The sequence below is a fragment of the Kordia jejudonensis genome, assembly GCF_001005315.1.
In the GTDB taxonomy this organism is placed as follows: Bacteria; Bacteroidota; Bacteroidia; order Flavobacteriales; family Flavobacteriaceae; genus Kordia; species Kordia jejudonensis.
The window spans coordinates 1-12,649 of record NZ_LBMG01000047.1 but is presented as its reverse complement, the minus strand read 5'-3'; the positions used below and the strand labels follow the sequence as shown (position 1 = coordinate 12,649).

At 33.8% G+C, this 12,649-nt stretch carries 13 protein-coding genes; 8 read left to right on the top strand and 5 right to left on the bottom strand.

The genetic code is table 11. The annotated features are described in order from the left end of the window. Window positions 1-90: 90 nt before the first annotated feature. From AA089_RS18540 to AA089_RS18520, 5 genes are all read right to left on the bottom strand, one after another. Window positions 91-762 (bottom strand): response regulator, encoded by a 672-nt coding sequence (locus AA089_RS18540; protein ID WP_046758489.1) that lies wholly within the window; start codon window positions 760-762, stop codon window positions 91-93. A gap of 18 nt (window positions 763-780) precedes the next feature. Then, complete coding sequence (locus tag AA089_RS18535) at window positions 781-1,575, bottom strand: sensor histidine kinase (protein WP_046758488.1); 795 nt, start codon at window positions 1,573-1,575, stop codon at window positions 781-783. A gap of 647 nt (window positions 1,576-2,222) precedes the next feature. Next, window positions 2,223-2,960: a hypothetical protein gene (locus AA089_RS18525; protein WP_046758486.1), complete on the bottom strand. Its 738-nt coding sequence runs from the start codon at window positions 2,958-2,960 to the stop codon at window positions 2,223-2,225. A 363-nt stretch (window positions 2,961-3,323) separates the two neighbouring features. Beyond that, entirely contained in the window at window positions 3,324-3,497 is a 174-nt protein-coding gene (locus AA089_RS24970) for a hypothetical protein (RefSeq protein ID WP_156169120.1), read from the bottom strand. Window positions 3,498-3,621: 124 nt separating this feature from the next. After that, window positions 3,622-3,834, bottom strand: a complete 213-nt coding sequence (locus tag AA089_RS18520; protein WP_046758485.1) for a hypothetical protein — start codon at window positions 3,832-3,834, stop codon at window positions 3,622-3,624. A gap of 170 nt (window positions 3,835-4,004) precedes the next feature. Here AA089_RS18520 and AA089_RS18515 point away from each other — a divergent pair, with 170 nt between their 5' ends. From AA089_RS18515 to AA089_RS18490, 8 genes are all read left to right on the top strand, one after another. Continuing rightward, entirely contained in the window at window positions 4,005-6,386 is a 2,382-nt protein-coding gene (locus AA089_RS18515; RefSeq protein ID WP_046758484.1) for a penicillin acylase family protein, read from the top strand. A 37-nt stretch (window positions 6,387-6,423) separates the two neighbouring features. Next, entirely contained in the window at window positions 6,424-6,948 is a 525-nt protein-coding gene (locus tag AA089_RS18510) for a DUF4252 domain-containing protein (protein ID WP_082113325.1), read from the top strand. Then, complete coding sequence (locus AA089_RS18505) at window positions 6,918-8,297, top strand: aldehyde dehydrogenase (RefSeq protein WP_082113322.1); 1,380 nt, start codon at window positions 6,918-6,920, stop codon at window positions 8,295-8,297. The genes AA089_RS18510 and AA089_RS18505 overlap by 31 nt, the downstream gene beginning before the upstream one ends. 86 nt (window positions 8,298-8,383) lie before the next feature. Then, window positions 8,384-10,147: a helix-turn-helix domain-containing protein gene (locus tag AA089_RS18500; RefSeq protein ID WP_046758483.1), complete on the top strand. Its 1,764-nt coding sequence runs from the start codon at window positions 8,384-8,386 to the stop codon at window positions 10,145-10,147. 120 nt (window positions 10,148-10,267) lie between these two features. Then, complete coding sequence (locus AA089_RS24965; RefSeq protein ID WP_156169118.1) at window positions 10,268-10,426, top strand: hypothetical protein; 159 nt, start codon at window positions 10,268-10,270, stop codon at window positions 10,424-10,426. Between the two features lie 249 nt (window positions 10,427-10,675). After that, the gene (locus tag AA089_RS18495) at window positions 10,676-10,960 is read left to right on the top strand and encodes a hypothetical protein (protein WP_046758482.1); all 285 of its coding nucleotides are present in this window, start codon (window positions 10,676-10,678) and stop codon (window positions 10,958-10,960) included. A gap of 196 nt (window positions 10,961-11,156) precedes the next feature. Then, entirely contained in the window at window positions 11,157-11,291 is a 135-nt protein-coding gene (locus AA089_RS25700; RefSeq protein ID WP_262495031.1) for a hypothetical protein, read from the top strand. A 101-nt stretch (window positions 11,292-11,392) separates the two neighbouring features. Then, complete coding sequence (locus AA089_RS18490) at window positions 11,393-12,127, top strand: nitroreductase family protein (protein ID WP_046758481.1); 735 nt, start codon at window positions 11,393-11,395, stop codon at window positions 12,125-12,127. Window positions 12,128-12,649 lie beyond the last annotated feature (522 nt).

Genomic DNA, 12,649 nt, shown 5'->3' with positions numbered 1-12,649 from the left:
TAAGTACAATAAGTGTTAAATGAATTAAAAGTAAAGCAGATCTTCTGACCTGCTTTACTTTTCTGATTAGTTATATACTATTCTTAAAAGTTATATAGCTTCTACAATATTGTGTTTTATGGCATACATTACCAATCCGCTAATATTACGTGCGCCCGTTTTTTGCAATAAATTATTGCGATGTCCATTGACTGTTTTGGTGCTGATAAATAGTTCATTTCCAATCTCTTCTGCCGTTTTCTGTTGACAAATTAGTTGTAATACTTCTATTTCTCTGCGCGTCAAAGCTTCGTGTGTTTTTGGCGTTTTTAGTTTTCCTGTCAATTTGCTTTGTATCGCTTTTAATGATCTTTCATTAAAGTAAGATCCTCTTTCAAATACAGCAACAATAGCATCATATACTTCTTGTGGCGTACTTTCTTTTACAAGATATCCGTTGGCGCCTTCTTCTATTAATTTGGCTATGAGATAACGTTCATCATGTGCTGAGAGAATGAGTATTTTCATTTCTGGATAGTACTCTTTTAAGACCTGAACAACTGTCCAACCGTTAAATTCTTCATTACCATGTTTAGGTAATGTCAAATCTACCAACATCACATCGGGCACTTGTTGACTATTTTGTAAACGATCGAGCATGGAAAAACCATCTGGAGATTCGAATACAAAATTTATCCGCTCCCAAGCTTCTAATATTGATTTAATTCCTTCTCTAAATAACACTTGATCTTCTACGATTCCTACTTTAATTATTTCTTGCATGGTAGTTTTATTTTAAAATTATTTTTGATTATTTGTTTCTATGGGAACTATGATTTTACAGTAAAATCCGCCTTCATCACTGTTTCCAAATTCTAATTTTCCGTCTAATGTTTGTACTCTACTTTCTATATTTTTTAAACCAAGACCTTTATGAAGTAGTTTTTCAGGAATTCCTTTTCCATCATCTGCATAGCGACAAAATAGTTGGTCAGATTTGCGCAAAATACTAATGTCAATTGTGGTAGCTCCTGCATGTTTTAAGGTGTTGTTAATGAGTTCTGAATACATTCGATACAGCGTAACTTCAATAATCCACGGCAACTCATCACAGTTACTACTCATCGCCATATTTGTTTGTATGGGTTGAACGCTTTCCGCTTTTTCTAATAAACTCAGCAACGCTTTTTCAAACCCTAATCGTGATAATTGCAAAGGCATTAATTCGTGACTAATACGTCGTGTGGAAGCCAATGTGGTCTGCAACAACTCACGTACTTGTGCTATTTTTTGTGGATTGAACTCTTTTTCATCTTCTAATTGTGTCAATTGCATATAACCAATAGACAACGCTGCGGCTAACTCGTCATGCAAATCGCTTGCAATACGTTTGCGTTCATCTTCCTGAACGCGTATGGTAGTGTGTAACAATTCTTTTTGATATTGATTTTTAATTTCTTCACGCTCCAATTGTTGGCGAATGATGTTTTTTCGAAATTGCTGGTACATAAAAATCACACCCAAAACAATCAAAAAGATGATTCCCGCCAAGGGCAATAATATGTTTAAAAAATTTAGTTCTTCGGATGTTTCCATAAGCCAATACTAATACAGATAAATTGAACAATGTAAATAAATGAGTGAAAAAGCCAACTGATTTCAAACCGCACTTTTGAAAAACGAGTCAGCAAATCGCCAAAGTAAAAAATGAGCAATCCAGACGTATAATAGATTAAAATCCCAGCGTTGATCCATCGTAAACTCGACAAAATTTCTTTTTTCTCTATTCGAACAGATTCATTTAAAAGCAACGCAAAAAGTGACAACGAGTAAATAATAAGCAATACACTCTCCAGCGAAAGCGCATATGAATTGAACGTTTCAATAGTTTGCCAATACAGTGAATTTAGCAAGCTAAACACCACAAACAAACACATAATCAACCACAACACATAACGGTTTAAAAAGCTTTCAAATACTTTTTGATAGAAAATAGAAAAACATATGAAACTAATAGGAACAAAAAAGTGTAATAAGTATAAATTATTTACTTTTTGAAAAGCCAAATACTGAGAACTAGATTGAATTATAACTGATAAAAAGACATACCATGAAATTACCTTCAATTCTTTTGGGAATTGAAGGTAATTTCTGAGAACTATTACAAAGGCAATAAATAATGAGAAGTTTGTATACAAAAAAACTATGTCTTTATAATCCATTTGATTTAGTCTGAAATACCATTAATCTTTTTTAGTTAAACATGATATAGATATTGATTCATATCTTGATTTCAGAGGTGGATAGTACAACTCAGAGTCTTTATCACATAATTTAGGACATGGATGTGTCAAGTCCAAGGCGTTCTTTACAAGGTTGTGATCAATTAAATGATCTTTTAAAACAGAGTCTTTCAAAATTTCGTTATATACTTTATTAGTTGGCACTACAAATAAATGAGATTCCATAGAATCTAAATTTAGCTCTTTAAGACCTCTTATTCCTATATAAACATTAATACCATCAGCGTTTGGTAATGACTCAAATGATTCTCTAATATCTTCTCTACTGATGAAATATGATGTATTTAATCTGCTATGAAATGGAAAATAACAGTATGAGTATTCTTTAGAGTTAATGTCTTTTGGTTTATTTCCTAAAAAAGGGGCAATATACCCATTTAGAATTTTCCAATCTTCCGCATCTATTTCTCTAGGATGGAAATTAATTTTAACTTTTTTGGAATTTGAAGTATCAAATGAAACTGTTTTAGGTAAATATTTTAACCACATTTGATACGCTGCTATTTCATGCTGAGCTTCTTCAAGACAAACCTTATTAGATAATTTAGGCTCAGAAGGATTGGATATCGATGTAGTTTGATTAGATGGTAACATTTTTGGAGAAAAAGAAAAAATAAAGGCTGATAATATTCCTCCTAGAACAACAAGCCCAATTGATTTAAAATATTTTTTTTTCATGGTAGTAGTTTTTAATTAGTTATTTAGATTAATTCTGAAACGAATATAAAATAAATTCCTACTCAAAAGTCATGAGTCACTGTAAAACAGGCAGATATACTTATGCTATTTTTGAAACCAGACAGAAAGACCTGTTTTTCGTTTTTTATTATATGTCTGAAAATGGCAACATGAAGTCTATAAAAGTGATAAAACGTATTATAATTTGGCAATGTGGAAATTTCTATGATTGCTGTGGAAAGTGCTTAGATAAGAAATTACTTTTGATAATTTTCTAAAAGTATCATACTTGTGGTAGCTGAAGAATGAATTCAATAAAAAAGCGAACCCGAAAGTTCGCTATCTTATTTTGAAATACTTTGATTAATCAAAAATATCACATAAAAAATCTGTCCATTTACATGGTACATCCCAAGATGATCCGCACAAACCAACCCAAGAATTTGTTCCTGCTGCTGCTCCTGAAACTGAATGCTTGTGTAAGTTTGAAACAGTCTTTTTTCTTAATTTTAACGATTTAATACTTCTTTTTTTCATGCTGATAAAAGTTATGGTTAACAATTACTTCCAAGATAAGAATTAAAATTCTTACCTAAATATGGGAAGTATAGTAAATAAAAAAGCGAACCCAAAAGCTCGCTTCAAAACATTTAATAAACTCTTAGAGCTCTCGAATCGGACCTTGCCATGGCGCTTCACAACACAAACAGTGACCTTGTGGATGTAAATGATCATTCCCATTACAACCATTCCCAAACACTAAGTATGGTCCAGTTGGACAAGTATAACCATCGACATTTCCTCCTTTTAACTTTTGTTGTTCTTTCTTAGAAAGATGTTTTGTTCCTTGTAAATTCCTAATTTTCTTTAACATACATTTTTTTTTATGATTAGTAATATCTTAAAATTAATCATATTTTAAAGAAAAAGACTACGGTTTTACCATAAAAGAAAGAAAAAACTTATTTCGTAACATTTTTGTGTAGGTTTTGAATTTGAAAAACTCTAAACATTTTTTCGTAGTTTTAAGCAAAACTCAAAACTGTGAAGAAAGTCGCCAAAATCATCGGAATCCTTTTAGTTGTTATCATTATTATAGGATTCTTCTTTTACAGATCATTACTCCCAACGTACGACGGAACACTTGATATTGATAATCTTCAAGAAGAAGTTACGATTCATTACGACACGTACGGAATTCCGCATATTTACGCCAACAACGAAACTGATGCGTTTACTGCTTTAGGCTATGCGCATGCACAAGATCGATTGTGGCAAATGGAACTCATTCGCAGAATTGCTCCAGGACGCTTATCGGAATTATTTGGAGAGAATTTAATTGAAACCGATCGCTTTTTTGTCGCTTTAGGAATTGATGAAGCTTCCCAAAACACAGTTGAAAATCTTGATAAAAACACAAAAAGCTACCAACTCGCACAAGCATATCTCAACGGAATTAACGAATTTGTTGCTAATGGAGCAACGCCCATAGAATTCTATCTCACAGGAATCGACAAAACAGAATTTACACTAAAAGACATTCATAATGTGTTTGGATACATGGCGTTTAGCTTCGCAATGGCACACAAAACAGATCCGCTATTAACAGAAATTCAACAAAAACTTGGCAACGAATACTTAGCCGATTTAGGTTTGCATGTTGATCCGAAAACTACACTATTACATAACTATCCTGAAAAAGAAAAAGATACTACGCAACTAAAAAGTACACTTGTTTCTTCAGTTTACAAAGCCTTAGATCCATTGCCAGTTCCACAATTTATCGGAAGCAATAGTTGGGTTGTTGCACCCAAAAAAACAGCGACAGGAAAAGTACTATTTGCCAACGATCCACATATTGGATTCTCCCAACCTTCAGTTTGGTATGAAGCGCATATACATACACCAAATTACGAAATGTACGGTTATTACTTGGCTGGAACGCCGTTTCCCATGTTAGGTCACAACCGAAATTACGCCTACGGAATGACCATGTTTGAAAATGATGACATAGATTTCTATTGGGAAGAAAACAATCCGAATGATGCCAATTCGTACAAAACAGCAAACGGTTGGAAAACCTACACAACACGCACCAAAACCATCAATATAAAAGATGGAGAAGCAATTACAGAAACCTTCAAAGCGTCGCAACATGGACCTATTTTAAATGGAATTGCAGACGGAATCAACTTTCAACAACCTGTTTCCATGTCGTGGATTTACTTGCAACAAAAAAATCAACTCTTAGAAGCCTGTTATCTCATGTCGCATGCAAACAGTCAAGCTGAATTTGAAAAAAGTTTATCTAAAATTCACGCGCCAGGTTTAAATCTCATGTATGGAGATGCCAAAGACAATATTGGTTGGTACGCAGTCGGAAAACTATTTGAACGTCCTGCACATGTAAACTCAAAGTTAATTCTAAACGGATCTTCTGGAAAAGATGAACCAATTCGTTTCATGGAAGCCAATGAAAATCCAAGTGCTGCGAATCCACCTTGGAATTATGTCTATTCTGCAAACAATCAACCAGATAGCATTGCAGGAAACTTATATCCAGGCTATTACTTGCCTGAAAACAGAGCGCAACGCATCAAAGAATTATTAGAAGAAAAAAACAACTGGAGCAAGCAAGATATAATGAACATGACCTTAGATACCAAGTCAAATATCAATGTTGCGGCAATGCAAGAAGTACTAAATACCATTGGCAAAAACGAATTCTCAACTCTTGAAACGGAAGCTATCAACACTTTACGCACATGGAATGGCGAAAATCGTTTAACGGATATCGCGCCAACCATATTTCACCGCTTCATGAATCAATATCTAAAAAATACCTTGTCGGATGAGTTGAGCAAAGAAGCGTACGCACAACTCATTAAAACACACATTGCCAAGCGTTTTGAAACGCCACTACTCTATCAAGAATCAATTTGGTACGATGATGTCAATACCACTTCCGTAGAAGAAACTCGGAAAGACATTTTGCTAAAATCGTTCAAAGAAGCTGTTTCGTTGCTTGAAAATCAATTGGGAAGTAACACAAATGAATGGACTTGGAATAAAGTACACACCATGGAACATCCACATCCGATGGGCAAAGTAGAAACCTTGCGTCCGTATTTCAATGTGGGACCTTTTGAAGCTTCAGGAACACGAGAAGTGATCAATAACTTAGGATTTCACTATGAAGGCTCAGGAGAATACAACATCTATTTTGGACCTTCTACACGACGAATCATTGATTTTTCAGATGTTGAAAATAGCATGAGTATTTTACCTACAGGACAATCAGGAAACCTGTTCAGTCCTCATTATCAAGACCAAGCAAAAATGTACGCCGAAGGACGTTTTCGTAAAATGATGCTAAATACAGAAGAAATCAAACAGAACGCAAAAAACACACTTACATTAAAATAAAAGTAGTAATTTACAATCGTATTCTAAAATAGTACCAATGAAGAAAACGATACTGATATTGAGCTTTTTACTCTTCTTTTCTTGCGGAAGCTATTACAAAATGGCTAACTTTTACAATGCACATAAGAATGATGACAAGGTAACTGCCGTACAAGTACCTCGTTTTATGTTTGCCGTATTAAAAGGACTTTCGCCAGAAATGAATTCAGTTTTAGGAAATGTCAACGATTTACGTTTCATACAATTGCAACCGCTAAACCAATCGGATGAAAAGACAATTCAAGGAGAAATAAATCAACTGACCAACGAACGTTTTACAGATATTTTTAGAAAAAATGACGAATACAAACGTACGCTCGTTTCCGTGCGTGAAGTTGGAAGTTCCATCAAAGAAGTCATTGTTCATAAAACTTCAGGTGGAAAACACACCGTTTTATATTTAAATGGAAATTTCAATCCGACAACCATTCGCGATTACGCCGAAACTGGTAAATTTGACAACTTAACACAATCGATTACACAACAATATTTATGGAATACAACTGCTCCGAAATCGTACTAAATCAACAAAAGTTTTTTGCTACAGGACGCACTAAAAACGTTCATTTTCGAAAAACTGTCTTGAAAAAGTTACTAAAAGAAGTACAAAAACGTGAAAACGATATTTGTGATGCGTTGTATGCTGATTTCAAGAAACCTAAATTTGAAGCAGTTATGACGGAAACAGGCATTATTATTTCCGAATTACGATTAACAATCCGCAAATTAACATCATGGGCAAAAGCAAAACGTGTATTTCCGTCCATCTTAAATTTCCCATCAAAAGATAGAATTCACTCAGAACCTTACGGAACTACTTTAATCATTTCTCCTTGGAATTATCCGTATCAATTGGCTATAGCACCACTAATTGGTGCTGTCGCAGCAGGAAATACCGTCGTTTTAAAACCTTCTGAAGTAACCCCAAACACATCAGCTATTTTAGCAGAAATCATCTCTGAGGTATTTGATGAAAATCATGTCACAGCTGTACAAGGTGGCGTTCCTGTTTCTGAAAAACTACTTGCCGAACGTTGGGATTATATTTTCTTTACAGGAAGTGTGCATGTTGGAAAAATTGTAGCCAAAGCAGCCGCGCCAAATTTAACACCTGTAACTTTAGAACTTGGTGGAAAAAATCCGTGTATTGTTGACATTCATTCAGATTTTAAGTTAGCCGCAAAACGCATTGTTTGGGGAAAATTTTTAAACGCGGGACAAACCTGTATTGCGCCTGATTATTTAATTGTACAAGCGCAAGCAAAGTTTGACTTTACAAAAGCGCTCAATGAAGAAATTAAAGCAGCTTTTGGCGAAAATCCACAAGAATCATCCGATTTTGCAAGAATTGTTAGTAAAAAACATTTTGATCGTTTGGCTTCTATGATTAAAGCTGACGAAGTATTGATTGGTGGCGAAACCGATGAAGACGATTTGTACATTGCGCCTACGATACTTGACGAGCCAGCGTTGGACAGTGAAGCAATGAAAGACGAAATTTTCGGACCTATCTTGCCAATTCAAGTATATAATTCGTTGGAAGATATTAGCAATATGATTGCAAATTATGAAAAACCACTAGCTTTATATGTGTTTTCAAATGATGACAAATTTGCAAACCGAATGATCACAAGTCATTCATTTGGTGGCGGCGCTATCAATGACACCGTAATGCACTTTGGAAATCATAGACTTCCTTTTGGTGGTGTTGGCGAAAGTGGTATAGGTGCATATCACGGGAAACATAGTTTTGATACTTTTTCTCATAAAAAATCAGTCATCAAAAAGGCAAATTGGTTAGATATTCCACTTCGATATGCGCCCTACAAAGGAAAAATGAAACTTTTAAAGTTTTTTCTAAAGTATTTTTAGTATTTTTTCATCAAAATTTACGGTATTTCCCACGTACTATAATTTCTATTTGAGAAAAATTCATATTTAACTAAACAAAATTTTCATTGAAGAAAAAACTATTATTTATAGTAGTTACACTATGTGCGATTTGTAATTACAATACTCTAGCGGCAAGCAATTTTCAAGAATCTAATGATTTACAGTCGCTTACAAACACTGAACTTATCAAGCAAATAGATATATGTCTCCGATCGGATATCGAAACAACAAAGCATTATATTGACATTTTGCATGAACGTGCTTCAAAGGAATTGAACAATTTAAATAGTGTAAAAAGCTATTTTTATTACGCGTATGCGGCAGATGTGGAAGGCAATTATCAAAAAACCTTAGATTACATTTACAAAGCACTCAAAATAGATTTGAATCTCGAAGAAACGGAGTTTTTACTCAGAGTATATTCACTTCGAGGAAAAGCGCATGAACAATTTGGTAACGACTCATTAGCTTTAATGGATTTTAGAACTTCTTTAGACATTTCAAATAAATATGATAATGATTTTGGAAAATCGATTGCGATTGCAAATTTTGGAAAATTGCGACGAAAAGCCAATGAATACCAACAAGCCTTAGCGCATTATAAAACGGCGCATGAAATTGCCATGAAACCTAATTATGAGAAGGAAATTGCTAGAATTAACATCATTATGGGACTTGGCGGCACGTATTTACGACTCAAGCAACCTGATTCTGCACTAATTTATATTGACAATGGCATTAAAAGAAGTCGTGATTATGGCGATTTAGAAGGCGTCAGCTACTTTTATGTTGATTATGGCATTGCATATTTATTGAAAAAGCGATATGCAAGAGCACTACAATATCTGGAAAATGCTGAAGAAATCATTAAAAATTTTACCAATGAAAAACGGCTCATTGAAGTGTATTATTACATGGCAAAATGTTACTATGATTTGGATGCGTATGAACAATCTATCGTTGCTATTGACAAAGCCATTGCAATCATTAACGAAGAAAATAAAGCGCGAGCCAAAGAAAAAGCGTTCATTCCATACAATTACGTTGATATTTTGAAATTACTCATCAAAAATCATGATCAACTCAACAATACTGATGAATTAGCGCGTTATACCAAAGAATTTCTAAAAATTGAAGAGCAAGTAGCGAAAAAAGATGCGCAAATCCGTAATGAACTCTATAATTTTTTAACAGATGCAGAAGTCAATAAATTTGAAAAAATAGTTTCTGAACAGCAAACCTCTATTCAACAAAACAAGAGATTTAAATTTGCATTTTTCATTGTAATCGGTATTCTTGGCGCAGGATTTTTCCTTTTTTACAGAAATCAACGAACAAAAAAGGTGCGTTTCCGTGAATTAAACATGAAAATTGCGGCATTGAAATACGAACAACGTTTACAAAGTACAAAACAAACCCAACCAGCACAGGAGGAAGATGCTTCGCTTCCTAAAAAAGAAGTGGTTATTACTGATAAAAAAGTCACAGCTATCTTGGAAGCGTTGAAAAAGTTTGAACAACAAGAACATTATTTGGATACCAATTGCAATTTGCGTTTTGTTGCCAAAAAAGTAAAAACAAACGCGACTTATTTGTCTAAAATCATCAATACTGATAAAGGAATGAGCTTTAATGAGTACATTACGGACTTGCGAATTCAATACACGTTGAAACGTTTACAAACCGATCCGTTATTTAGAGCATATTCGGTAAAATCGATTGCGCAAGAAGTAGGTTACAAAAGCGCCGATTCCTTTACGAAGCACTTTAAAAACTACACAAAGCTCTATCCTTCTTACTACATCAAGAACTTAAAAAAGAACATCTAATTACAACCCTATTTTGTTTAGTTTAGGTTGCGTAAATTATAAAATTTGCGTTGATATATTTATGTTTGATGCATCATAATTCACAAAAAATCATTAATTAATCATTAAAATCAAATTCGTATGAAAAAAGTTATTCAAAGAAAAGGGCTTACATTAAAAAAGGTAAACATTGCTAAAATTGACAGTAAAAGTTTAGCAAATATTAAAGGTGGTACACGTTCTACAGCTTCAGGTGACGGACAGACCAACGAAGGCGAACACACGTGTGTTTTATTCTAACTTTTAAAAGTACATTTTACACAACTGCATGCATGGTAACTATTATTTATCGCATGCAGTTTTTTTATGTAATAATGTTTCGGACAATACGATTTTGCTAGCTGTGATTTGAAGTCCCATTTCGTTTAAATTGGGTTTCAACTATTTTTTTTCTATAAAAAAGCCTGTTAATATTGTTCTCAGATCGATCACATACTGGGAAAGCCGAAACCCTAAATAGTAGGCATTACATTAACATTAACTTTTATTATGAAAAAACAAAAAATCACAAAATTATCATTAAGAAAAAATACGGTTTCCTCTTTAGAAGCATCAAATTTAAGTGGAGGAACAGGAACATATGACTGTTTTACATTTGCACCGCCATGCGTTAGCTTTACGGAGCCGCCAGAAGATCCAACGTATATCTGTCCAGGTACGGGAACAACTCCTCCTCCTGGTTCAAATGGTTGTCCTACAAATCAGAGTTGTAATTATACTTGTGGTCCAATTTGTGATCCTGGCGGAGGAAGTAATACATGTCCTCCAAATTAATTTTCATGATTTATATATTTTAGGTTAAACGTAAAAGAGAATGCAGTAACATGTGTTCTCTTTTTTTATGTAATTCATATGGAGATGCGTTGAAAAGCATAATTTGATAGATTTTGGCGTCATTTTTGATGCATTTTCACATAGAAACTTTGATACATCTCAAAGTGCATAACATTAACATTAAAACAAAAATCTTATGAAAAAATCACCAAACAAGAGCATCAAATTAAACAAAGTAAATGTATCAAAATTAAGTACTGAAACTGTAAAATTAATTTTAGGTGGTGACTCTAGATCTACTGTTGATTTTGGCACCAAAAACAATTGCTAAAAAAGTTACAAACGTATTTAGTAGTATACTAAAATATTTGACAACCAGAGAAGTTCATTTCTCTGGTTTTTTTGTTCGCTATAAGATTGTTAAGTTTGTACATGACCTCAGAAAAAACAGTAACCGAAGCTATTCAATACAGACGCTCTGTACGCGTTTTTGATAAAGACATTGAAATTGATACAGAAAAAGTTAAAAACTGCCTTAAAAATGCTGTATTAGCACCTACTAGCAGTAATTTACAATTATGGGAGTTTTATCATGTAACCGATGAAGAGGTATTGCAACAACTCACAAAAGCTTGTTTGGATCAAAATGCTGCAAAAACTGCCAAACAATTGGTTGTTGTCGTAGCTCGAAAAGATTTATGGAAACAACGCGCCAAAGCAAATATTGGATTTTACGAAAAACTGTTTGGTAATAAATCCAAAGAAGAATATTCTAAAAGAGAAAAGTTTGCCATTAATTACTATAAAAAGCTTATTCCTGCTATTTACCCAGATTTTTTAGGTATTTATGGTTGGTTAAAATATGCTTTTTTCAATATTGTTGGATTGTTTAGACCTATTTACAGACAAGTTCGACTGAGCGATTTACGCATTGTAGCACACAAAAGTGCCGGATTGGCCGCACAAAACTTCATGATTAGTATGGCTGCTATTGAGTATGATACTTGCCCAATGGAAGGAAGCGATACTTTATTAGTAAAAAAGATTTTAAAACTTCCTCGTGCTGCTGAAATTAATATGATTATTGGTTGTGGCGTTCGTTCTGAAAAAGGAATTTACGGACCACAATTTCGAGTTCCGTTTGAAACAACTTATAAAGAGGTTTAATGGGTTGGGTTTTGGGTTCAAGGTTCAAGGTTTTGGGTTCAAGGTTCAAGGTTCTAGGTTCTAGGTTCTAGGTTCTAGGTTCTAGGTTCTAGGTTCTAGGTTCAAAAATATTTCTTCTAATTTCAAATTGAAATGTAAACTAATAAACTTCGTTAGTTGTTCTTCATTTGATTGCAACTAATCGTTTCAACATTCAACATTCAACATTTAACATTTAGCATTTCTGAGTTCGGTCTTGGGTTTTGGGTTTTGGGCTTTGGGTTCAAAAATATTTCTTCTAATTTCAAATTGAAATGTAAACTAATAAACTTCATTAGTTGTTCTTCATTTGATTGCAACTAATCGTTTCAACATTCAACATTTAAAATTTAGCATTTCTGAGTTCGGTCTTGGGTTTTGGGTTTTGGGTTCTAGGTTCAAAACTACCTTTTACACTCTATTTTCTTGGCTCTATCTTCTCTTTTCTATTCTCTTGGGTCTTGGGTCTTGGGTCTTGGGTCTTGGGTCTTGGGTCTTTGGTTG

Bases quoted from the DNA above. Each gene is read 5' to 3' on its own strand.
- AA089_RS18540 (WP_046758489.1), bottom strand. From the start codon at position 762: ATGCAAGAAATAATTAAAGTAGGAATCGTAGAAGATCAAGTGTTATTT.
- AA089_RS18535 (WP_046758488.1), bottom strand. From the start codon at position 1,575: ATGGAAACATCCGAAGAACTAAATTTTTTAAACATATTATTGCCCTTG.
- AA089_RS18525 (WP_046758486.1), bottom strand. From the start codon at position 2,960: ATGAAAAAAAAATATTTTAAATCAATTGGGCTTGTTGTTCTAGGAGGA.
- AA089_RS24970 (WP_156169120.1), bottom strand. From the start codon at position 3,497: ATGAAAAAAAGAAGTATTAAATCGTTAAAATTAAGAAAAAAGACTGTT.
- AA089_RS18520 (WP_046758485.1), bottom strand. From the start codon at position 3,834: ATGTTAAAGAAAATTAGGAATTTACAAGGAACAAAACATCTTTCTAAG.
- AA089_RS18510 (WP_082113325.1), top strand. From the start codon at position 6,424: ATGAAGAAAACGATACTGATATTGAGCTTTTTACTCTTCTTTTCTTGC.
- AA089_RS18505 (WP_082113322.1), top strand. From the start codon at position 6,918: ATGGAATACAACTGCTCCGAAATCGTACTAAATCAACAAAAGTTTTTT.
- AA089_RS24965 (WP_156169118.1), top strand. From the start codon at position 10,268: ATGAAAAAAGTTATTCAAAGAAAAGGGCTTACATTAAAAAAGGTAAAC.
- AA089_RS18495 (WP_046758482.1), top strand. From the start codon at position 10,676: ATGAAAAAACAAAAAATCACAAAATTATCATTAAGAAAAAATACGGTT.
- AA089_RS25700 (WP_262495031.1), top strand. From the start codon at position 11,157: ATGAAAAAATCACCAAACAAGAGCATCAAATTAAACAAAGTAAATGTA.
- AA089_RS18490 (WP_046758481.1), top strand. From the start codon at position 11,393: ATGACCTCAGAAAAAACAGTAACCGAAGCTATTCAATACAGACGCTCT.